Here is a 21,014-nt window from a genome sequence, read left to right as displayed (position 1 = left end):
GCCTGCCTTGTCGAACCCGGGAAGGAAACTGGCCATATAGACATTGGAACAAGGTCGGAAAGACCTGCCCCGCACGAATCGGCTCCAGTGTGCCGCCCGCGCATCACATTTGTCGCCACGTTACAGCAAGAGAGGGCGAAGCGCCCGGCGCCCGCCCTCTCCTTATGCCTTAGCGTGTCGCGCCGGAAATCAGGCCGCAGCCTCTTCCTTGGCGGGAACGATCACCGAACCGCCAGCCTTTTCGACTGCGGCAACAGCGGCAGCCGAAGCGCCCGCAACGTTGAAGGTGACCTTGGCGGTCAGCTCACCCTTGGCGAGCAGGCGAACGCCGTCCTTGCCGCCACGGGCCAGGCCCGCGCCCTGCAGGGCTGCGTGGTCGATAACGCCCGATGCGTCGAGCTTGCCGGCGTCGATGAACTTCTGGATCAGGCCCAGGTTCACTTCTGCGTAGTCCTTGGCGAACTTCTTGTTGTTGAAGCCGCGCTTCGGCAGACGCATGTGCAGCGGCATCTGGCCGCCTTCGAAGCCGTTGATCGAAACGCCCGAACGCGCCTTCGCACCCTTCTGGCCGCGACCGGCGGTCTTGCCCTTGCCCGAGCCGATACCACGGCCCACACGGATGCGGCGGTGACGGGCGCCGGCGTTGTCACGGATGTCATTCAGTTTCATGTCTTGCACTCGCTTTCGCTTTGAGTCGCGCTGATAGGAAGCGGCGCCCCTAGCGGATGAGCGCCGCATTGTCACGCCCTTTCGGCCCGGACCGCGTCACCGCCGCTCCTGCCGCTTGCCTCAGCTACCGCCGCCGAATCCGACCAGTAGCCTGGCACTTTCCGGCACGCGCGTGCCGAAAGCGTCGCGCGCAGGGGCCCAGCGCACGATCTCCACGGCAAGGCCACACAGTTCCTTGTCGAAGCCCGGCGCCACAGAGGCCGGATCCATCCTGCATTCGGTCGTGTTGCCCCGCTCGTCGACCTGGAAGTTCAGGTCGTAACGGCCGAACGGCTTGGCGCGCAGCTGACTGTCGTAGCGCTCCTTGAGTTCGGTGAGCGCGTGGTTGAATTCCACCAGGCTGGCATCGTCCCAGCGCGGCTTCTGGCGCAAGCTGGCGAACTGCTCTTCGGTCACCAGCGGACGCATCGCCCGGATCACGCCGTACCAGCGCATGACGCGGGCGATCTGAAGCGGCGACTGGCGATCGATGGTCGTCTGGCAGACACCTCCGATCGGGTTCGCCTTGGCGCGCAAAAGGGCCTGCGCGGCAGGCCAGCGATGATAGGCGACCGCCCAGCCCAGCGGGGTCAGGCCAAACAGATCCGGCTTGTCGATCGCCTTGGGATCGCGTTCAAGCAGGATGCCGATATCGCGGATCGAGCCACGCCGCGCCGCCGCGCCCAGCCCATGCTCCATGCGCGCGACGCCCAGTTCAGCGAAGCCGTAAGGCTGCTCGATCCCGGCGTCGGGGTTCTCCGGCAATGCCGGTTGCGCCCCCGCCTTGTCGACCGCACGGCAGACGTCAGCATAAGGATAGCGCGGGTCGGCCAGCATCGCGGCGTTGTAGCGGCGCCCGAAACCGGTGACGGTATCGTCCGGCTTCTGCTGCCCCCCCTCGACCTTGCCTTCGGGGACGAACGCTACCGCGCGCACGGTCCATGGCGACAGGCCACCCAACATGCGGCATTGAACGCCGTAGGCCTCGGTGGAGATGCCGGTCGCCGTCGTCGCTGCGATCAGGCGAAAATCGCCCATGTCGAGCGCCTTGTGCGCTTCGGCGACCGCGTTTGCACTCCCATCCTTGAGCTTGCGCCGCAAGCGGATGTCGCTGCTGCGCAACTTCCCGAGGAATGCGGTGTCCGCCCGCAGGTCGCCGCATTGGGTAACAGCAGCGCCTTCGACGCCGAGATTGCCTTCAGGCGCCTCGTTGGAACACGAAACCGCGCCCATCGCGCCCATTGCCAGGATCGTGGCCGTAAGGAGCCGCTTGCCGTTCAAGACCTATCCCCGAATGGAAATGCCAAGGCGCCCGCGCGGCGCCGATGAAGCCCGCGCGAATAGCATAGCGGGCCAAGGTTGGAAGAGCATTCGTTGCACATCGGGATCACCCCCGTCGCTGCAACTGCGATGGAGCGGCCGAAACGAGAAAAGGCCCCGGCGTTTCCGCCGAGGCCCTTCCTGATTTCGTTCAACGTGAACCGGTAACGGTTCAGTCGACGATCGCAACCATGTGCGGCAGCTTGGCAATGGCACCGCGCACTTCGGCGGTGTCTTCCAGCTCCACGACGCGGTGCATCTTGCCCAGACCCAGACCGATAAGGATCTTCTTCTGGCTCTCGGGGCGACGGATCGGCGAACCGATCTGCTTGATCTTGATCTTCGCCATGATGCTTACTCCACGATGGCTTCGGCGGCGGCTTCAGCCTCCACCTCAGAAGCACCACCGCGACCAAGCAGGTCAGCGACCTTCTTGCCACGACGCTGCGCAACCGACTTCGGCGAAGTCTGGTCCTGCAGCGCGTCGAAGGTGGCGCGGATCATGTTGTACGGGTTCGAGGTGCCCACCGACTTGGTGACGACGTCTGCGACGCCCAGGCTCTCGAACACGGCGCGCATCGGACCGCCGGCGATGATGCCGGTACCCGACGGGGCGGTGCGGACGCTGACCTTGCCGGCGCCGAAGTGGCCCTTGCCGTCGTGATGGAGGGTACGGCCCTCCTTCAGAGCGACGCGGATCATCTTCTTCTTGGCCGAGGCAGTCGCCTTGGTGATCGCTTCAGGAACTTCGCGAGCCTTCGAGTGACCGAAGCCCACGCGACCCTTGCCGTCACCGACGACGACCAGAGCTGCAAAGCCGAAGCGCTTGCCGCCCTTCACGGTCTTGGAAACGCGGTTGATGTGGACGAGCTTTTCGATGAGCTCTTCGCCCTGCTCTTCCTCAGCGTTGCCACGACCACGACGGTCGTCACGGCGGCCACGGCCACCGCGCTCACCGCCACGATCGTTGCCGCCACGGCCACGACCGCCACGGCCACGGCCGCCTTCGCGGTTACCCTCGAAGGGCGCGCCGCCCTGGGGCGCGTCAGCCGAAACCGGCTGCTGGTTGATGTTTTCGTCAGCCATGATCAGAACTCCAGCCCGCCTTCACGGGCGGCTTCGGCCAGCGCCTTGACGCGACCGTGATACAGGAAGCCACCGCGGTCGAACACGACCGAGGTAACACCCGCCTTCTTGGCGGCCTCGGCGAGTTCCTTGCCAACGCGGGTCGCGGCGTCGAGGTCGGTGCCCTTGGCGCCCAGCGTGTTGGCTGCAGCGACGGTGTGGCCCTGCGCATCGTCGATGATCTGCGCATAGATGTGACGGCCGGTGCGGTGCACCGACAGACGGGGACGACCACCCGAACGGGCCTTGAGCGCGGTGCGAACGCGGCGCGCGCGGCGATCGAAGAGAGACAGCTTTGCCATTACTTCTTCTTCCCTTCCTTGCGGAAGATGTACTCGCCACGATAGGCGATACCCTTGCCCTTGTAGGGCTCGGGCTTGCGCCAGCGGCGAATCTCGGCCGCAAGCTGGCCGACCTTCTGCTTGTCGATGCCGGAGATTTCGACCGTGGTGTTATCCGGGGTCTTGACCTCGATGCCTTCCGGCACGGCGATGTCCACGTCGTGCGAGTAACCGAGCTGCAGCTTCAGGGTCTTGCCCTGAGAATTCGCGCGGTAGCCGACGCCCTTGATTTCCAGAACCTTGCTGAAGCCGTTCGTGACGCCTTCGACGAGGTTGGAAACCAGAGTGCGCTGCATGCCCCAGTGGCTGCGGGCCTGCTTCGACTGGCTGATCGGCTGAACGGCGATCGAACCATCTTCCACCGCGTAGGTGACCTGGTCCGACAGGCTGAGGGTCAGGGTGCCCTTGGGACCCTTGACCGACAGAACGCCGTTGTCGATGGTGGCGGTGACGCCGCTAGGAACGGTCACCGGCTTCTTACCGATGCGGCTCATTAGAACACCTCCGCCAGCACTTCGCCGCCGACATTCTGCGCGCGGGCTTCGGCATCCGAAAGCACGCCGCGGGGCGTCGAGACGATGGTGATGCCAAGGCCGTTGCGCACAACCGGGAGTTCCTTCGAACCCGAGTAGACGCGGCGGCCGGGCTTGGAGACACGAGCGATGTGCTTGATGGCGGCTTCGCCTTCGAAGTACTTCAGCTCGATGCGCAGCTGCGGGTGGGCGCCGGTGGCGTCGTCGGAGAAGCCACGGATGTAGCCTTCACGCTGGAGCACTTCCAGGACGCGCGCACGCAGCTTCGAGGCCGGCGACAGGACGGAGTCCTTCTTCGCCTGCTGGCCGTTGCGGATGCGGGTGAGCATATCACCCAGGGGATCGGTCAATGCCATTGCTTCTAACCCTTACCAGCTCGACTTGGTCACGCCGGGGATCATGCCCTTGTTGGCAAGATCACGCAGCTCGACGCGGCACAGGCCGAACTTGCGGTAGTAACCGCGCGGACGGCCGGTCGTGGCGCAACGGTTGCGAACCCGGGTGGGGTTTGCGTTGCGCGGGATCTCGGCCAGCTTCAGGCGAGCAATGAGACGCTCGGTTTCATCGAGCGACTGATCGTCAGCGACCGCCTTGAGGCGTTCGTACTTGCCTGCATACTTCTTGACGAGCTTCTTGCGACGCTCATTCTTGTTCACGGAACTCAGTTTCGCCATGGACTTAAGCTCTCTTCCTCAGCGGCTCACGCCGCCTCCTGCTGTTCCGACTCTTCAGCCGGGAACGGGAAACCGAACAGACGCAGCAGCTCGCGCGCTTCGTCGTCGGTCTTCGCGGTGGTGGTCACGATGATGTCCATGCCACGAACCTTGTCGATCTTGTCGTAGCTGATCTCCGGGAAGATGATCTGCTCCTTCAGGCCCATGGCGTAGTTGCCACGGCCGTCGAACGACTTGGGGTTCAGGCCACGGAAGTCGCGGATGCGGGGCATCGCGATCGTGACGAGACGATCGAGGAACTCGTACATGCGCTCACGGCGGAGCGTCACCTTGCAGCCGATCGGCATGCCTTCGCGCAGCTTGAACTGTGCGATCGACTTGCGGGCCTTGGTGATGACGGGCTTCTGACCGGCGATGGCTTCCATCTCGGCAGCGGCAGTCTGGACCTTCTTCTTGTCCTGGCTGGCTTCACCGACGCCCATGTTGAGCGTGATCTTTTCGATCTTCGGGATTTCCATCACGTTCTTGTAGCCGAACTTCTCGGTCATCGCCTTGGCGATTTCCTCATCGAACTTCGTGCGCAGACGCGGGGTGTACTTGTCAGCCATCGATGGTCTCCCCGGACTTCACGGCCACGCGGACCTTGACGCCGTCCTTGGTTTCGAAGCGAACGCGGGTCGGCTTGCCGTCCTTGTCGGCAACGGCAACCTTGCTGATCGCCATCGGCGCCGGAACGCGGTCGATGCCACCCTGCGGGTTCTGCTGGGTCGGCTTGCGGTGCTTGGTCGCGACGTTCACGCCCTCGACGACAACCTTGCCGTCCTTGGGGAGAACCTGGAGCACGGTGCCGGTGCGGCCCTTGTCCTTGCCGGACAGGACGACGACGGCGTCACCCTTCTTGATCTTAGCGGCGGCCATTACAGCACCTCCGGCGCGAGCGAGATGATCTTCATGAAGCCACGGCCGCGCAGTTCGCGGACCACGGGGCCGAAGATACGGGTGCCGATCGGCTCCTCGTTCTTGTTGATCAGCACGGCAGCATTGCTGTCGAAGCGGATCACGCTGCCATCGTTGCGGCGCACGTCCTTGCGGGTGCGCACGATCACGGCGCGGTGCACGTCGCCCTTCTTGACGCGAGCGCGGGGCTGCGCCTCCTTGATCGACACCACGATGATGTCGCCGACGCCGGCGAAACGACGCTTGGAGCCACCCAGTACCTTGATGCACTGGACGCGCTTTGCGCCGCTGTTGTCCGCCACGTCGAGATTGGATTGCATCTGGATCATCGATCCGAGTCCTTCTCATCTGGCTTGCCGGAACAAGTCCGGCAGTTCCTAAAAAGACAGGCCCCCGAAGAGGCCCGAGTCGCCCTGCACGGGCGAAGGCGGCCCTTTGCCGCATTCACCCCGTCAGGTCAACACTTGTGTCAGGTAAGGCCAAAGCCGGGGCCTTGCGACCCCGGCTTCGATCTCCACCGAGGATCAGACCTCGGCTTCGAGCGCCGTACCCTTGCTCGCCTGAAGACGGTCAAGAACCTTCCAGGTCTTGGTCTTCGAGTACGGAGCGGTCTCCTCGATCCGGACCTTTTCGCCAATCTTGAAGGCGTTGTCCTCGTCGTGAGCGTGGTACTTCTTCGAGCGGCGGATGATCTTCCCGTAGAGGGGGTGCTTCACCTTGCGCTCGACGAGCACGGTAACGGTCTTGTCCGTCTTGTCGGAGACGACGGTCCCGCTAAGAATACGCTTGGGCATCGTGTTTCTCCTTACGCCTTCGCCGCTGCGGAACGCTCAGCCTGGAGCGTCTTGATGCGGGCGATGTCGCGACGGACTTCCTTGATGCGTGCCGGGGCCTCGAGCTGGCTCGTGGCAGCCTGGAAACGCAGGTTGAACTGCTCGCGCTTGAGCTCGACGAGCTCAGCGGTCAGCTGGTCGTCGGTCTTGGCGCGAAGATCTTCGGTCTTGGCCATTATTCGCCTCCCAGGTGGGTAGTGTCACCCAGACGGGCGACGACCTTGGTCTTGATCGGCAGCTTCATCGCAGCGCGGCTGAAAGCCTCTGCGGCGAGCGGACCGGCAACACCGTCGACTTCGAACAGGATACGGCCGGGCTTGACGCGGGCCGCCCAGTATTCGACCGAACCCTTGCCCTTACCCTGACGGACTTCGGCAGGCTTCTTCGAAACCGGCACGTCCGGGAAGACGCGGATCCAGAGACGACCCTGGCGCTTGAGGTGACGCGTGATCGCGCGGCGGGCCGCTTCGATCTGGCGGGCGGTGATCCGCTCGGGCTCCATGGCCTTGAGGCCGTAGGAACCGAAGTTCAGGTCGGTGCCACCCTTGGCGTCGCCCTTGATCCGGCCCTTGAAGGCCTTGCGGAACTTGGTCTTTTTCGGTTGCAGCATGGTGCTAACTCTATCCTAGACTCAGCGGGCCGGACGGACGCCGGAGGTCTGAGCCTCCATCATCAGTCGATCCTGCGCCATCGGGTCGTGACCAAGGATCTCGCCCTTGAAGACCCACACCTTGATGCCGATGATGCCATAGGCGGTCAGCGCCTCGGCAGCGGCATAGTCGATGTTCGCACGCAGCGTGTGAAGCGGCACGCGACCTTCGCGGTACTGTTCGACACGGGCGATTTCAGCGCCGCCGAGACGGCCGCCGCACATGATCTTGATGCCTTCGGCACCCAGACGCATGGCCGACTGCATCGCGCGCTTCATCGCACGGCGGAACGCCACGCGACGGATCAGCTGGTCCGCGATGCCCTGTGCGATCAGCTTGGCATCGACTTCCGGCTTGCGGATTTCGACGATGTTCAGCTTCACTTCGCTGCCAGTCATCGACGAGAGCTGCTTGCGCAGCTTTTCGATGTCGGCGCCCTTCTTGCCGATGATCACACCGGGGCGGGCTGCGAAGATCGAGATGCGGCACAGCTTGGCCGGACGCTCGATCACCACCTTCGAGATGGCAGCCTGGGGCAGCGTCTCGATGATGAACTTGCGGATCTTGAGGTCTTCCTCAAGCAGCTTGCCGTAGTCCCGGCCTTCCGCAAACCAGCGGCTGTCCCAGGTACGGTTGATCTGCAGGCGCAGACCGATCGGATTGCTCTTATGACCCATGGATCAGGCCTCCTCGACTTCGCGAACGACGATCCGCAGGCGCGAAAACGGCTTGAGGATGCGGGTGGACTTGCCGCGGCCACGAGCGTGGAAACGCTTCATGGTCACCGACTTGCCGACCGACGCCTCGGCGACGACGAGAGCGTCGACGTCGAGGTTGTGGTTGTTTTCCGCGTTGGCGATCGCCGAAGCGAGAACCTTGCGGGCATCCACGGCCATGGCCTTCTTCGAGAAGGCCAGGACGTTCATGGCGTCTTCTGCGCGCATGCCGCGGATCAGGGCAGCGACCAGGTTGAGCTTCTGGGCCGAACCACGAATGTTCGTGTTGACCGCGAGCGCTTCCTTGTCACCTACGCGACGGGGTGCTGCTGGCTTGCTCACTTGCGCTTGCCCTTCTTGTCGGCGGCGTGGCCGGGGAACGAGCGGGTGGGAGCGAACTCACCCAGCTTGTGACCGACCATGTCCTCGTTGACCGCAACGGGGATGAACTTGTGCCCGTTGTAGACCTGGAAGGTCAGACCAACGAACTGCGGGAGAATGGTGGAGCGACGCGACCAGGTCTTGATCGGACCAGCGCGGCTGCCGGCATCCTGCGCGACTTCGGCCTTCTTGAGAAGGTAGAGGTCGACGAAGGGGCCTTTCCAGACGGAACGTGCCATCGTGACTTACCTCTTCTTCTTGGCGTGACGCGAACGGATGATGAGCTTGTCCGTCTGCTTGTTGTTGCGGGTGCGCGCACCCTTGGTCGGCTTGCCCCAGGGCGTAACCGGGTGACGACCACCCGAGGTACGACCTTCACCACCACCGTGCGGGTGGTCGACCGGGTTCTTCGCGACACCGCGGGTAAGCGGACGACGGCCCAGCCAGCGACCGCGACCGGCCTTGGCGAGAGTCTGGTTCGAGTTGTCGGGGTTCGAGACCGCGCCAACCGTGCCCATGCAGTCGCCGCGCAGGTAGCGCTGCTCGCCAGAGTTCAGACGCACGATGACCATGCCGCGGTCACGACCGACGACCTGGACGTAGGTGCCTGCCGAACGTGCGATCTGGCCGCCCTTCTCGGGCTTCATCTCGACGTTGTGGCAGATCGTGCCAACCGGCATCTGCGACAGAAGCATGGCGTTGCCCGGCTTCACGTCGGTCTTTTCGCCGGCGACGATCACGTCACCAACGGCCAGACGCTGCGGCGCGATGATGTAGGTCTGTTCGCCGTCCGTGTACTTCACCAGCGCGATGAACGCGGTGCGGTTGGGATCGTACTCGATCCGCTCGACGGTGGCTTCCATGTCCCACTTGCGACGCTTGAAGTCGATGAAGCGGTACTTCTGCTTGTGGCCGCCAGCGATGCCGCGCGAGGTCACGTGACCCTTGTTGTTGCGGCCGCCGGTCTTGCTCTTGCCTTCGGTCAGCGCCTTGAGGGGCTTGCCCTTCCAGAGCGACGACTTGTCGACGAGGACCAGGCCGCGGCGAGCGGGGCTGGTCGGGTTGTAGTTCTTGAGTGCCATCGGAAATTAACCCCGCGCGCCTTCGGTGATGTCAATCGACTGGCCTTCGGCCAGCGTGACGATCGCCTTCTTCACGTCGCTGCGGCGGTAAGCCTTACCGCGCCAGCGCTTGGTCTTGCCCTTGACGACAAGCGTGTTCACGCCGGTCACCTTGACATCGAAGAGTGCCTCGACGGCAGCCTTGATCTCGGGCTTGGTCGCCTTGTCGGCAACCTTGAAGACGACCGCGTTCTGCTCAGAAAGCAGGGTCGACTTCTCGGTGATGTGCGGAGCGAGGATCACGTCGTAGTGACGGATGTCCACGGTCTTAGCCATTGAAACGCGCCTCCAGCTTTTCGACAGCGGCGCGCGTCAGCACCAGCGTATCATGCTTCAGGATGTCGTACACGTTCGCGCCGACAGCCGGGAGAACGTTCACGCCGACGATGTTGCGGGCAGCCAGGGCGAAGCCCTCGTTGACCTGCTCACCGTCCATGACGAGAACCTTCTTGCCGAAGTTCGCCTTGGCGAGCTGACCGGCGAGACCCTTGGTCTTGGTGTCTGCGATGTCGAGCGAGTCGACGATCACGAGGCCGTTCTGAGCCTTGGCCGAAAGAGCCATCTTCAGACCGAGCGCACGGATCTTCTTGTTCAGCGAGATGTTGAACTCGCGACGACGGGCACCGTGAGCCTTACCACCGCCGATGAAGACGGGAGCGGCGCGGTCGCCGTGACGGGCGGTGCCGCCACCCTTCTGGCGGCCGAACTTCTTGCCGGTGCGGGCAACTTCGGAACGCTCGCGGGTTGCGCGGGCAATACCGCGACGGTTTTCGAGCTGCCAGGTAACGACGCGGTGCAGGATGTCTGCGCGCGGCTCAAGGCCGAATACGTCGTCCGAAAGTTCGATGTCGCCGTTACCGGTCGAGCCGTCGATGTTGAGGACCTGAACCTTCATGATTAGCCCTCCTGGCCTTCGGTCGCTTCGGGCGCCGCGGTTTCAGCAGGCGTGTCGGCAGCGGCCGTGTCGTTGGTGTTGGCCACCGACTTGATGCCGGCGGGGTACGGAGCCTCGGCGTGACGGTTCACCTTGACGGCGTCCGAAACGGTGAGCCACGAATTCTTCGCACCGGGGACCGAGCCCTTGACGAAGATCAGGCCACGCTCGTCGTCCACGCGGACGATTTCGAGGTTCTGCTGGGTGCGCTGACGGTCGCCCATGTGGCCGGCCATCTTCTTGTTCTTGAACACCTTGCCCGGATCCTGACGGTTACCCGTCGAACCGTGTGCACGGTGCGAGATCGACACACCGTGGGTGGCGCGCATACCGCCGAAGCCCCAGCGCTTCATGGCGCCCTGGAAGCCCTTACCCTGGGTGTGACCGCCCACGTCGACGAGCTGGCCGGGGACGAAGTGCGAAGCCGCAATCGTCGCGCCAACTTCGAGGAGGGCGTCGTCGGCGACGCGGAATTCCGCGACGCGCATCTTGAGGGGAACCTGAGCCTTAGCGAAGTGCTCGCGCTGCGGCTTGGCAACGTTCTTCTGCTTGGCTTCGCCCGCGCCGAGCTGAACCGCGACGTAGCCGTCACGCTCTTCGGTACGGACAGAGACGACCTGGCAATCCTCCAGCGCCAGGACGGTGACGGGCACGTGGCGACCGTCCTCCTGGAACAGGCGGGTCATCCCGACTTTCTTTGCGATCACGCCGGTACGCATGACCTTACTCCTTACAGAGGCGTACGCAGGACCTTCCCCGCACGCATGTCCAACCCTGTATGTGATACGAACCCCGTCCGGGTCAGGTGTTCCCTGCAGGCCCCTTGCGGAACTTGCGGAAACGAGACGGGGGACGCATTCCCGAACGAAACCGAAAGCGGCATCGCCGGAGGTATCCCTTGTGTCCCTTCGGGCCATTCCCTCGGGGCGCTGTCCCTGCAGGTTTCTCCCTGCAAAGCCGGCATGCGAACGCCGACAAGATAATCCTCGATCTAGTTAAGGTCCGATCGGAAAGGACCATCGGGGCGACCTTTTCAGATCACCCCGTAAAACCGGCTTCAGGCCAGCTTGATCTCGACGTTCACGCCGGCCGCGAGGTCCAGCTTCATCAGAGCGTCGACGGTAGCGGCATTCGGCTGCACGATGTCAAGCAGGCGCTTGTAGGTGCGGACTTCGAACTGCTCGCGCGACTTCTTGTCGATGTGCGGACCACGGTTGACCGTGAACTTCTCGATCTTGGTCGGCAGCGGAATGGGGCCACGAATCAGAGCGCCGGTGCGGCGGGCCGTGTCAGCGATTTCGCCAGTAGCCTGGTCGAGCACGCGATGGTCAAACGCCTTCAGGCGGATACGGATGTTCTGAGCTTCCATTACCTACTACCGATGAGAAAGAGCCAAAGGACCGAAGTCCCGTCAAATTCGAACCGCGCCCCTACACGCGAAGGACGAGTCGGGCAAGCCCTGATTTTACGCGCATTGGCAGGTTTTCGGCGGGATGCGACGCGGTTCGTCGCATCCGCCCTTCCCTGCCGCTCATGCCGGGCGTAGGCTGACGCCGCGACGCCTAACAGAAGCCGCTATCAATGCCCTCAATCAACATGACTATTTCCAGCGCGTTAGCCGCGCTCGCCTTCGCCTGCCTGCCATCCGGCGCTGCTGCAGCCGGAGGCTCGGCCTACGGCCCTACCGGGACCGAAGTTCCGATCAATATCGATGACACCGACGTTCTCACCGCCGAAGTCAGCGTGCCCAGCCCTCACGGCGGGCCGGTTGACAACGCCTGCCTCAACGCCGCACGGGCGAGCAATGGTGGCAACGACGGCACCATCGTGGTGTGCTCTCATGGCGGGGATGGCGTCAGTCAGCGAGTGCCCGCCTCGCAGTCGGTCGAGGAGAGCACCCGGACAGGCGCCCTGCATCCACCCGACCTCTGGAACCTGCCCGGCTGCCTCGGCCCCTGCATCACGATCCCGTTCGGCAAAGTCCCACCGCCTGTCTATTACATCGACCTCAAATCAATTCCGGAAGCGCCCAAGGGATCGGACGCCTGGAAGATAGCGCAAGGCGAACTGCGACAGCCCTGAGGGCGCCTGCTCTCGTTTACCGCCACCCCTTGGTTTCGCCTCCAGGCACCATCAGCGGTGAATGTCCCCAAATACGCGAAAAGCCCGGCGCTCCTTTCGGAACGCCGGGCCAATCACTTTCAGCCGTAGTTGGCCGATCGACGAATTACTTCGTGATCGTGGCAACGACGCCCGAACCGACGGTGCGGCCGCCTTCGCGGATTGCGAAACGCAGACCTTCGTCCATCGCGATCGGAGCGATCAGCTTGACCGACAGCGAGACGTTGTCGCCCGGCATGACCATCTCGGTGCCCTCGGGGAGGATCACTTCGCCGGTCACGTCGGTGGTGCGGAAGTAGAACTGCGGACGGTAGTTCGCGAAGAACGGCGTGTGACGGCCACCTTCGTCCTTCGACAGAACGTAGACTTCTGCCGAGAATTCGGTGTGCGGGGTCACGGTGCCGGGCTTCGCCAGAACCTGGCCACGCTCGACGTCTTCACGCTTCAGACCACGAACCAGTGCACCGATGTTGTCGCCGGCTTCGCCCTGGTCGAGCAGCTTGCGGAACATTTCGACGCCGGTGACGGTGGTCTTCTGGGTGTTGCGGATGCCGACGACTTCGACTTCTTCACCAACCTTGACGATGCCGGTTTCCACGCGGCCGGTCACAACCGTACCACGGCCCGAGATCGAGAACACGTCTTCGACGGGCATCAGGAAGGGCTTATCGGTCGGGCGCGGCGGCTGCGGGATGAACTCGTCGACTGCCTTCATCAGAGCGAGGATCGATTCCTTGCCGATGTTGTCGTCGCGACCTTCGAGGGCGGCCAGAGCCGAACCCTTGATGACGGGGATGTCATCGCCCGGGAAGTCATACGACGAGAGCAGTTCGCGAACTTCGAGTTCGACCAGCTCAAGCAGTTCTTCGTCGTCGACCTGGTCGACCTTGTTCATGTACACGACCAGAGCGGGAACGCCGACCTGGCGGGCGAGCAGGATGTGCTCGCGGGTCTGCGGCATCGGGCCGTCAGCAGCGTTCACAACCAGGATCGCGCCGTCCATCTGGGCAGCACCGGTGATCATGTTCTTCACGTAGTCGGCGTGACCCGGGCAGTCGACGTGCGCGTAGTGACGGGCGTCGGTTTCGTACTCGACGTGTGCGGTCGAGATGGTGATGCCGCGCTCGCGCTCTTCGGGAGCCTTGTCGATGTTTGCGAAGTCAACCGCTTCACCACCGAACGTTTCCGACATCACCTTGGTGATGGCGGCGGTCAGCGTGGTCTTGCCGTGGTCAACGTGACCGATGGTGCCGATGTTGCAGTGCGGCTTGTTCCGCTCGAATTTTGCCTTGGCCATTTTCAAACCTTCTTTCGTCTTGAATTTGAATCCGCGGGTATCGGAGCGGCTCCCATGGAATCAGGCGCCGCCCCTAAAACCTTTCTTGCCCGCAGGCAAGCTTCTCCTTGGATAGCCCGCCCTTAGGCGAGCTTCTCCTTGACTTCGGCCGCGACGTTCGCCGGGACTTCGTCGTAGTGGGAGAAGATCATCGAATAGTTCGCGCGACCCTGGGTGAAGGAGCGCAGCGAGTTAACGTAACCGAACATGTTCGCGAGCGGCGTGTTCGCCTCCACGACCTGCGCGTTACCACGGGTGTCGGTGCCCTGAATCTGGCCACGACGCGAGTTGAGGTCGCCGATGACGTCGCCCATGAACTCTTCCGGGGTCACGACTTCGACCTTCATGATCGGCTCAAGCAGCTTGATGCCGGCCTTCTGGGCGACTTCGCGCATGGCACCGCGACCGGCGATTTCGAACGCCAGCGCGCTCGAGTCGACGTCGTGGTATGAACCGTCGTAAAGGACGATTTCGAAATCGATGATCGGGAAGCCGACCAGCGAACCCGAGGCTGCGGTTTCGCGCATGCCCTTTTCGATCGCGGGGATGTATTCCTTCGGAATGTTACCGCCCTTGATCTCGTCCTTGAAGGTGATGCCCGAACCGCGCTCGCCCGGCGTGACCTTGACCTTCACGCGGCCGAACTGACCGGTACCACCAGACTGCTTCTTGTGGGTGTAGTCCACGTCCACCGGCTTGCCGAGGTATTCGCGATAGGCAACCTGCGGCGCGCCGACATTGGCTTCGACCTTGAACTCGCGACGCATGCGGTCGACGATGATGTCCAGGTGAAGTTCGCCCATGCCCTTGATGATGGTCTGGCCCGATTCGTGATCGGTCGAGACGCGGAACGAGGGATCCTCGGCCGAGAGACGGTTGAGCGCGATGCCCATCTTCTCCTGGTCAGCCTTGGTCTTCGGTTCCACCGACAGTTCGATGACCGGCTCGGGGAATTCCATGCGTTCGAGAACGATCGGCGCGCGTTCGGCGCAGAGCGTATCGCCCGTGGTGGTTTCCTTCATGCCGGCAAGAGCAACGATGTCGCCTGCGTAGGCTTCTTCGATGTCCTTACGCTCGTTGGCGTGCATTTCGAGAATGCGGCCGACCTTTTCCTTCTTGCCCTTCACCGAGTTCAGGTACGAACCCTTCGAGAGCGTGCCCGAGTAGATGCGGCAGAAGGTGAGCGAGCCCACGAACGGGTCGTTCATGACCTTGAATGCAAGCGAGGAGAACGGTGCGTCGTCCTTGGGCGGACGGCTGTCGGCCTCGTCGCTGTCGACCTTGACGCCCTGGACGTCTTCAATGTCGAGCGGCGAAGGCAGGTAGTCGACGACAGCGTCGAGCAGGGGCTGAACACCCTTGTTCTTGAACGCCGAACCGCAGCATACCGGCACGAACGCGTGGCCCAGCGTACCCTTGCGGATCAGCTTCTTGAGCGTGGCGACGTCAGGCTCGTTACCTTCGAGGTAGGCTTCCATCGCCTCGTCGTCCTGTTCGACGGCGAGTTCGATGAGCTTGGTCCGGTACTCGGCGGCTTCGTCAGCGAGATCGGCCGGGATCTCTTCGTAGAAGAATTCGGCACCCAGCGATTCGTCCTTCCAGACGATCGCGCGGTTGTGGACGAGGTCGACGAGGCCCTTCAGGTCGGCTTCGAGGCCGATCGGGATGTAGAGCACGGCCGGGGTGGCACCGAGGCGGTCGATGATCGACTGCACGCAGTACTTGAAGTTGGCACCCGTGCGGTCCAGCTTGTTGATGAAGCACATGCGGGGAACGCCGTACTTGTCGGCCTGGCGCCACACGGTTTCCGACTGCGGTTCGACTCCGGCAACGCCGTCGAAGCATGCGACCGCACCGTCGAGCACGCGCAGCGAGCGTTCGACTTCGATGGTGAAGTCGACGTGGCCCGGGGTGTCGATGATGTTGATACGGTATTCCTGGCCTTCAGAGGTCCAGAAGCAGGTGGTGGCAGCCGAGGTGATGGTGATGCCGCGTTCCTGCTCCTGCTCCATCCAGTCCATGGTGGCGGCGCCGTCGTGGACTTCGCCGATCTTGTAGGACTTGCCGGTGTAGTAGAGGATACGCTCGGTCGTCGTGGTCTTGCCAGCGTCGATGTGCGCCATGATACCGATGTTACGGTACATATTCAGCGGATGGCTGCGTGCCATGGGAGAATCCTTGAGCGAGGGTTTCGGGAGCGGAAAGCGGCCTTCAGATAAGGCCAACCGCCCTGAAATAAAAGTGTGACGCCCGGATGACCACAAATCCTTCGACAAGCTCAGGATGAGCGGCCGAAAGACGAGCGGATCGTCCGGGCACCACGGTCACATTACCAGCGGTAGTGCGAGAAGGCGCGGTTCGCGTCCGCCATGCGGTGCGTGTCTTCGCGCTTCTTGACCGCGTTGCCGCGGTTGTTGGCGGCGTCGAGCAGTTCGCCCGAGAGGCGCGCGGCCATGGTGGTTTCCGGGCGGTTGCGCGCCGCGGTGATCAGCCAGCGGATGGCGAGAGCCTGCGCGCGTTCCGGACGGACTTCGACGGGAACCTGGTAGGTCGCACCACCGACGCGACGCGAGCGCACTTCGATCTGCGGCTTCACGTTGTTCAGGGCATCGTGGAACAGCTGGACCGGATCGGCCTTGGCGCGGGTTTCCATGGTGGTCATGGCGCCATAAACGATCGATTCGGCGACCGACTTCTTACCGTCGAGCATGAGGTTGTTCATGAACTTCGACAGGACCAGATCTCCGAACTTGGGATCAGGCAGGATTTCCCGCTTCTCGGGACGACGACGACGTGACATCGTTGATATTCCTTGTTCTTTCGGGCGGGAGCGTGAGCATCACCGGCCGGTAAATTCCATACCGTGCGGAGCGGACTCCGCGGGCCGGCTTACTTCGGACGCTTGGCGCCGTACTTCGAGCGGCTCTGCTTGCGATCCTTGACGCCCTGCGTGTCGAGCACGCCGCGCAGGATGTGGTAGCGAACGCCGGGAAGGTCGCGGACGCGGCCGCCGCGGATGAGCACGACCGAGTGCTCCTGCAGGTTGTGGCCTTCACCCGGAATGTACGAGATGACTTCGCGGCTGTTGGTCAGACGCACCTTGGCGACCTTGCGAAGTGCCGAGTTCGGCTTCTTCGGGGTGGTCGTGTAGACGCGGGTGCAGACGCCGCGCTTCTGCGGGTTCTGCTCCATCGCAGGAACCTTGGACTTGGCCTTCTGCGGTTCGCGGCCCTTGCGGACCAGCTGGTTGATAGTGGGCATCTATACTCTTCTTTCAAATGGGAGTGCGATGGATCGAGACCGAAACACATCGGCATCGACCCGTCGCACCCCGGTGGTCACCGGGCCGGGAGCACTGCAACTGCAGGTGACGGGAGAAGAGTAGACGATCACGGGAACCGCATTGAGGGACCAGCACCCCGGCATCGCCCCGGCAAACGCCGAAAACCACCGGAAGGCCGCCCTGCCCTTTTTCCCGAGAAACCGGAAAAGAAGGCCGCACCCGTGAGCCGAAAAACACTCCACCCGGCCGCCCTTGAGCACTGCCGGATTACTTTGCCGCCCGCCCGAGGATGCCCCCTCACCCGATTCGGATGATGCAGGCGATCCGAGTGCCCTGCGCCCCGCCAAGACCCGAAAGCCACGGAAAAGTCACAGGAAACGCGCCGGAACGGCAATGTTCAGCTCTGTTTATCCACCACGAGCAAGCCCGCGAGGGATGCGCGCCTTTAGGAGATTGGAGGGATGGGGTCAAGGGAAGGCTAGGGAGCGGCTACTTAGCGCTCGTCGCGGCCACTCGGAAGTTAGCCTTTCTTTGGCGAGCGCAAAATTGCAGCAGCCATTAAATCACAGATTTAAGAAGCAAATATAGTTATGAAAAAGTATTCATTTTGCACTATTGTGGAATGGAGATAGCCGCCACTCAAGACCTCCGACCTGATGCATCGGGCCCTCCGCATTCATTCGCTGCTCTATATCGCCAAATATTCCTACTCCAAGCGAGAAGCAAAATTGGGTAGAGCGAGCAACTCGAAAAACATCGCGATATTCGGTCACCCCGAATACAAAAAGAAATTTTTCATCATTACTCAGGTCCACAAGGTCAATAACATTTACATCTGCTGGACCATCAATCCCCCCCTCTGCTTCGTCCCCATTGTGAAGGGTGAACGCTGCTCCCATGCCCTGCGGCCTTTCAACGGCGCGCTCGAAGTAATCTGTTGCAGCTTCGACGGTCATGATCGCTATAGATCCGTAATGCACAACTTCATACGCGGGCGTATTTCCTCCGTTGCGCATTTTTACGCCAACGGAAAAACCGCCAAGCCCGCGATCCTTTATAATCAGGTGGTCAGGCTTTATGGAAACATAAGCGCGCAATTCAGCTCGCGAAGTGCTCCTTGTCTGCCAGAATGTGAGAAGCAAAAATATCGTTCCGATAACGCCGACAACAACACTGATCAAACCATAGATCGCAGCATCGCGGGCAGCATCTACCGTCATCCATTGCGCGCAAATTTCGCTATCGCGATTATCAGTACCATTGATACATCCAGCGTCGTTCTTTGCGATTGGCGCAGCATTTTTTATTGATTCAGAAATTGCGGTCGCCGCCGTGCGCACGTCATCCGAAGTCACTGGATTTCTCTGTGGGTGATCAGAAATTTTTGCCGGCGACGCTGCGCATAGCACGCATCCAGAGAATATAAAGATCACTCGCTTTAGATTTAATGCGCTGATAAATCTCATTTTTTCTCTCGGAATTTTATTAATACTTGATCGAAGTGCCTCCAGCACCTGCAGCCTCAGCTGTTCTCACGCAACGACTTCTAACCGGACATTTAGAAATCGGCCACCCCAGCCGCTCACAAACCATTTTCCTACACACCCCGGCCCGCGATACACAGGTCCGCCATGAGGGGCATCCACTCCGACAACCCATGGAGTTCCAGCCTTATGACGGACCGATCCTCTACGCCCGCACCCCGGCGGGGCGCCAAATCCTCTGTGTCTGCGCGCCGGGACAAGCGCGGGGAGGAAATCGGGTGCCCGTCGGTGCGGCCTTCGCGGCGCACTTCGGCTGCGGCCTTCTTCGAGGACTTGCCCGATGCGGACGATCCGCTGCTGGGCTTCGCGCCCTATCTGCACAAGGCGCCGCGCCGCAACTCGATCACGCCGGACCGGCAGCGCATGTTCATCGCCGCGCTTGCCGCCAGCGGGATCGTGACGCAGGCGGCCCGCGCGATCGGGGCCAGCCTTGAGGCGCTGTACAAGCTGCGGCAGATAAAGGGCGCCGAAGGGTTCAGTGCCGCGTGGGACATGGCGGTGGACCGGGGCATGCTGCGGCTGCAGGACTGCGCGCTCGAACGCGCGATCGTGGGCGAGGAACGTCCGGTGGCCAGCGGCGGCAAGGTGGTGGCCACTTATACCCGGCACGATACCGCGCTGATGCTGTTCCTGCTGCGCCAGCGCATGCCCGAACGCTATGCCATGCCCGCCGCGCCCGACGTGCGGCCGGGCTCTGCCCTCTACGAACGCATCCGGCGCGAAATTGCGGCCGAAGGGCCTTCGCTGGAGGAAATCCGCGCCAGCATCGATGCCAAGACCGCGCAGCTGCGCCGGGCGGTGGAGGCCCGGCGCAAGCGGGAAGAGGGCTGAGGGAAAAGGGCTGAGGGAACAGGGCTGAGGGGCGCCCTTACACCTCCAGCTTGGTAGGCGCGCCGCGACCGCCCATGAAGTTGGCAAGGTTGCGGTGAAGGTTGATGACCTTCTGTTCCTGATGCGGGTTGGGCAGCGGCCCGCGAAAGCCGCTGGACTTCATGCCTTTCTGCACGAACTGCATGTTGGAAAAGTCCTGCGCCAGCACCGATCCCCACAGCTCTCCGATCGGGTCGGCATAGGTCCACTCGGTCTGCGGCGCCTCGCCATCGGGGAAGCGTTCAAGGGCGTAGCTTTCGAAGACGCACTTGTCCGGGTCGTCCTTGTACGGCCGCACGCGGTAGCACAGCGCGAACGTCTCTCCGTGGAGGATGTTCTGGTTGGGGAACAGGCCCCAGGCAAGGCCGCCCTCCTTCTTGATATCGGGCGGCACGTCGGGCCAGATCACCCCGCGCGCGGCGTCGTCGGCCTTGGCGGATTTCAGCCAGTGCGCGATGCATTCCTGCGGGGTGGCATCCTCGGGCAGTTCGTGCTGCAGGCGGCTGGCGGCGTTCACCAGCGTTTCGGTGGAGGCGGAATAGTTCACCGTCTCGTAATTCTCGCGGATCAGCTCGTAAGTGGAGACGCGCGGGTCGTCGCCCTTGCCGGCGCGGGTGGTGCCGGCGCTTTCGCTCATCTGGAACTTGGCGTCGCGGGTGTCGTAGCTGGATACCGAATGCAGCCCGTACTGGCGGCTGAGCGCATAGTAATCGCCATAGGCCAGCAGCTGCGTATGCGTGCCCGCGACGTGGTAGGGTTCAAGGAAAGCCTCGATCGCGGTCTTCCAGTTGCAGTCGTAGATCGCCCACTGGCGCCACTTGTAGTGCATCTTCTCCAGCTGGAAGTGCGACAGGATCTCTCCGGCGCGGCCCATCCATTCGGCCAGCGGCACCGCGTCGGGGTCCATGGTGATGTAGATGTAGCCGCCCCAGGTATCGACCTGCACGTCGGACAGGCAGGTCATCTCGGCGGTCAGCTTGTTCTGCCAGTCCTGCGGGTCGAGGATGTAGGTGTTCTGCCCGTCAAGGTCGAAGGTCCAGCCGTGGAAGCCGCAGATGAAGTTGCGCCGGTTGCTGCCGCGCACGTCATGGACCCCCTTTGGATTTTTGGGCCCCGGCAGCATGTCCGGCACCGAGACGAGCTGCCGCCCCCGATGCGGGCAGACGTTGTGGAAGGCTTTCAGCGAACCGTCGTCCTTGCGCAGCACGATGATGGATTCGTCCGCGACGTCATAGGTAAGCCAGTCGCCGGGGTTGGGCAGGTCGCTTTCCCGCTCCACCATCTGCCAGACCTTGGGCCACAGCAGCTTCTTCTCGGCGGCGAGGTAATCCTTCGAGAGAAACGCCTCGGTCGGGTAGGTTGCCAGCACTTCCGCGTCCATGTCGGCAGCGGTCAGGCGGCTGGGCTCAAAGGCCTCGGGTGGGGTCACGCAGTCTCTCCCATGCGCGCTATTCAACAGACTTGTCTATTAAGTCAGGAAGACCTGCGTTTCCAGAGAGCCCCCCGCGCGCAACGCCCCGGCGATGGGCCGCAAACAAATCGCAGAATTTGCACAATTTTCCGATTT

At 62.6% G+C, this 21,014-nt stretch carries 30 protein-coding genes; 2 read left to right on the top strand and 28 right to left on the bottom strand.

Going from position 1 to position 21,014, the window contains the following annotated elements; genetic code table 11:
• Window positions 1-189 precede the first annotated feature (189 nt).
• The 22 genes from rplO to rpsJ form a co-directional block, all read right to left on the bottom strand.
• Window positions 190-669, bottom strand: a complete 480-nt coding sequence (gene rplO / locus A8V01_RS26440; protein ID WP_103099212.1) for a 50S ribosomal protein L15 — start codon at window positions 667-669, stop codon at window positions 190-192.
• A 120-nt stretch (window positions 670-789) separates the two neighbouring features.
• Complete coding sequence (locus A8V01_RS26435; RefSeq protein ID WP_103099211.1) at window positions 790-1,989, bottom strand: ankyrin repeat domain-containing protein; 1,200 nt, start codon at window positions 1,987-1,989, stop codon at window positions 790-792.
• 211 nt (window positions 1,990-2,200) lie between these two features.
• The gene (gene rpmD, locus A8V01_RS26430) at window positions 2,201-2,377 is read right to left on the bottom strand and encodes a 50S ribosomal protein L30 (RefSeq protein WP_103099210.1); all 177 of its coding nucleotides are present in this window, start codon (window positions 2,375-2,377) and stop codon (window positions 2,201-2,203) included.
• Between the two features lie 5 nt (window positions 2,378-2,382).
• Complete coding sequence (rpsE, locus tag A8V01_RS26425; RefSeq protein ID WP_103099209.1) at window positions 2,383-3,114, bottom strand: 30S ribosomal protein S5; 732 nt, start codon at window positions 3,112-3,114, stop codon at window positions 2,383-2,385.
• A 2-nt stretch (window positions 3,115-3,116) separates the two neighbouring features.
• Window positions 3,117-3,455, bottom strand: coding sequence for a 50S ribosomal protein L18 (gene rplR, locus A8V01_RS26420; RefSeq protein WP_008828222.1), 339 nt, complete (start codon window positions 3,453-3,455; stop codon window positions 3,117-3,119).
• Window positions 3,455-3,988 carry a 50S ribosomal protein L6 gene (gene rplF / locus A8V01_RS26415; RefSeq protein WP_103099208.1) on the bottom strand — a complete coding sequence of 178 codons (534 nt, stop codon included), beginning with the start codon at window positions 3,986-3,988 and terminating at the stop codon, window positions 3,455-3,457. The genes rplR and rplF overlap by 1 nt, the downstream gene beginning before the upstream one ends.
• On the bottom strand, window positions 3,988-4,383 hold the full coding sequence (gene rpsH, locus A8V01_RS26410; RefSeq protein ID WP_008828224.1) for a 30S ribosomal protein S8: 396 nt from the start codon (window positions 4,381-4,383) through the stop codon (window positions 3,988-3,990). Before rpsH ends, rplF begins: the two co-directional genes overlap by 1 nt.
• A gap of 12 nt (window positions 4,384-4,395) precedes the next feature.
• Window positions 4,396-4,701 (bottom strand): 30S ribosomal protein S14, encoded by a 306-nt coding sequence (rpsN, locus tag A8V01_RS26405; protein ID WP_008828225.1) that lies wholly within the window; start codon window positions 4,699-4,701, stop codon window positions 4,396-4,398.
• A 26-nt stretch (window positions 4,702-4,727) separates the two neighbouring features.
• Window positions 4,728-5,309: a 50S ribosomal protein L5 gene (gene rplE / locus A8V01_RS26400; protein ID WP_103099207.1), complete on the bottom strand. Its 582-nt coding sequence runs from the start codon at window positions 5,307-5,309 to the stop codon at window positions 4,728-4,730.
• Complete coding sequence (gene rplX, locus A8V01_RS26395) at window positions 5,302-5,619, bottom strand: 50S ribosomal protein L24 (protein WP_103099206.1); 318 nt, start codon at window positions 5,617-5,619, stop codon at window positions 5,302-5,304. The genes rplE and rplX overlap by 8 nt, the downstream gene beginning before the upstream one ends.
• Window positions 5,619-5,987: a 50S ribosomal protein L14 gene (rplN, locus tag A8V01_RS26390; protein ID WP_103099205.1), complete on the bottom strand. Its 369-nt coding sequence runs from the start codon at window positions 5,985-5,987 to the stop codon at window positions 5,619-5,621. Before rplN ends, rplX begins: the two co-directional genes overlap by 1 nt.
• Before the next feature lie 195 nt (window positions 5,988-6,182).
• Window positions 6,183-6,452 carry a 30S ribosomal protein S17 gene (gene rpsQ, locus A8V01_RS26385; RefSeq protein ID WP_103099204.1) on the bottom strand — a complete coding sequence of 90 codons (270 nt, stop codon included), beginning with the start codon at window positions 6,450-6,452 and terminating at the stop codon, window positions 6,183-6,185.
• Window positions 6,453-6,463: 11 nt separating this feature from the next.
• Complete coding sequence (gene rpmC, locus A8V01_RS26380; protein WP_211295213.1) at window positions 6,464-6,667, bottom strand: 50S ribosomal protein L29; 204 nt, start codon at window positions 6,665-6,667, stop codon at window positions 6,464-6,466.
• Window positions 6,667-7,101 carry a 50S ribosomal protein L16 gene (rplP, locus tag A8V01_RS26375; RefSeq protein ID WP_103099202.1) on the bottom strand — a complete coding sequence of 145 codons (435 nt, stop codon included), beginning with the start codon at window positions 7,099-7,101 and terminating at the stop codon, window positions 6,667-6,669. Before rplP ends, rpmC begins: the two co-directional genes overlap by 1 nt.
• Window positions 7,102-7,122: 21 nt before the next feature.
• Entirely contained in the window at window positions 7,123-7,818 is a 696-nt protein-coding gene (gene rpsC / locus A8V01_RS26370; RefSeq protein ID WP_103099201.1) for a 30S ribosomal protein S3, read from the bottom strand.
• A 3-nt stretch (window positions 7,819-7,821) separates the two neighbouring features.
• A complete protein-coding gene (gene rplV, locus A8V01_RS26365) occupies window positions 7,822-8,199 on the bottom strand; it encodes a 50S ribosomal protein L22 (RefSeq protein WP_103099200.1) in 378 nt (125 codons plus the stop codon).
• Window positions 8,196-8,477: a 30S ribosomal protein S19 gene (rpsS, locus tag A8V01_RS26360; RefSeq protein WP_008828234.1), complete on the bottom strand. Its 282-nt coding sequence runs from the start codon at window positions 8,475-8,477 to the stop codon at window positions 8,196-8,198. The genes rplV and rpsS overlap by 4 nt, the downstream gene beginning before the upstream one ends.
• 6 nt (window positions 8,478-8,483) lie before the next feature.
• Window positions 8,484-9,320: a 50S ribosomal protein L2 gene (rplB, locus tag A8V01_RS26355; RefSeq protein ID WP_103099199.1), complete on the bottom strand. Its 837-nt coding sequence runs from the start codon at window positions 9,318-9,320 to the stop codon at window positions 8,484-8,486.
• Between the two features lie 6 nt (window positions 9,321-9,326).
• Window positions 9,327-9,635, bottom strand: coding sequence for a 50S ribosomal protein L23 (locus A8V01_RS26350; RefSeq protein ID WP_103099198.1), 309 nt, complete (start codon window positions 9,633-9,635; stop codon window positions 9,327-9,329).
• A complete protein-coding gene (gene rplD, locus A8V01_RS26345; RefSeq protein WP_103099197.1) occupies window positions 9,628-10,254 on the bottom strand; it encodes a 50S ribosomal protein L4 in 627 nt (208 codons plus the stop codon). Before rplD ends, A8V01_RS26350 begins: the two co-directional genes overlap by 8 nt.
• Window positions 10,255-10,256: 2 nt before the next feature.
• Window positions 10,257-11,012: a 50S ribosomal protein L3 gene (rplC, locus tag A8V01_RS26340; RefSeq protein ID WP_103099196.1), complete on the bottom strand. Its 756-nt coding sequence runs from the start codon at window positions 11,010-11,012 to the stop codon at window positions 10,257-10,259.
• A gap of 338 nt (window positions 11,013-11,350) precedes the next feature.
• On the bottom strand, window positions 11,351-11,662 hold the full coding sequence (rpsJ, locus tag A8V01_RS26335) for a 30S ribosomal protein S10 (RefSeq protein ID WP_007011873.1): 312 nt from the start codon (window positions 11,660-11,662) through the stop codon (window positions 11,351-11,353).
• Window positions 11,663-11,889: 227 nt separating this feature from the next.
• On the opposite strand from rpsJ, the gene A8V01_RS26330 reads away from it, so the two are divergent.
• Window positions 11,890-12,375 carry a hypothetical protein gene (locus A8V01_RS26330; protein WP_103099195.1) on the top strand — a complete coding sequence of 162 codons (486 nt, stop codon included), beginning with the start codon at window positions 11,890-11,892 and terminating at the stop codon, window positions 12,373-12,375.
• A gap of 145 nt (window positions 12,376-12,520) precedes the next feature.
• On the opposite strand, the gene tuf is transcribed toward A8V01_RS26330, so the two are convergent.
• From tuf to A8V01_RS28420, 5 genes are all read right to left on the bottom strand, one after another.
• Window positions 12,521-13,711, bottom strand: coding sequence for an elongation factor Tu (gene tuf / locus A8V01_RS26325; protein WP_103099194.1), 1,191 nt, complete (start codon window positions 13,709-13,711; stop codon window positions 12,521-12,523).
• A 122-nt stretch (window positions 13,712-13,833) separates the two neighbouring features.
• On the bottom strand, window positions 13,834-15,918 hold the full coding sequence (fusA, locus tag A8V01_RS26320; protein WP_103099193.1) for an elongation factor G: 2,085 nt from the start codon (window positions 15,916-15,918) through the stop codon (window positions 13,834-13,836).
• Between the two features lie 161 nt (window positions 15,919-16,079).
• On the bottom strand, window positions 16,080-16,550 hold the full coding sequence (gene rpsG, locus A8V01_RS26315) for a 30S ribosomal protein S7 (protein ID WP_103099192.1): 471 nt from the start codon (window positions 16,548-16,550) through the stop codon (window positions 16,080-16,082).
• 89 nt (window positions 16,551-16,639) lie between these two features.
• Window positions 16,640-17,011 (bottom strand): 30S ribosomal protein S12, encoded by a 372-nt coding sequence (gene rpsL / locus A8V01_RS26310; RefSeq protein WP_007011879.1) that lies wholly within the window; start codon window positions 17,009-17,011, stop codon window positions 16,640-16,642.
• Between the two features lie 624 nt (window positions 17,012-17,635).
• Entirely contained in the window at window positions 17,636-18,547 is a 912-nt protein-coding gene (locus tag A8V01_RS28420; protein WP_146037396.1) for a hypothetical protein, read from the bottom strand.
• Between the two features lie 159 nt (window positions 18,548-18,706).
• On the opposite strand from A8V01_RS28420, the gene A8V01_RS26300 reads away from it, so the two are divergent.
• Complete coding sequence (locus A8V01_RS26300; RefSeq protein WP_245892844.1) at window positions 18,707-19,408, top strand: hypothetical protein; 702 nt, start codon at window positions 18,707-18,709, stop codon at window positions 19,406-19,408.
• A 37-nt stretch (window positions 19,409-19,445) separates the two neighbouring features.
• On the opposite strand, the gene A8V01_RS26295 is transcribed toward A8V01_RS26300, so the two are convergent.
• Window positions 19,446-20,876 carry an aromatic ring-hydroxylating oxygenase subunit alpha gene (locus A8V01_RS26295; protein ID WP_245892843.1) on the bottom strand — a complete coding sequence of 477 codons (1,431 nt, stop codon included), beginning with the start codon at window positions 20,874-20,876 and terminating at the stop codon, window positions 19,446-19,448.
• Window positions 20,877-21,014: the final 138 nt, after the last annotated feature.

It is taken from the genome of Novosphingobium guangzhouense (assembly GCF_002896965.1).
Lineage (GTDB): Bacteria > Pseudomonadota > Alphaproteobacteria > Sphingomonadales > Sphingomonadaceae > Novosphingobium > Novosphingobium guangzhouense.
The sequence above is the reverse complement of the archived record's forward strand: the minus strand, read 5'-3'. Positions and strand labels throughout refer to the sequence as shown.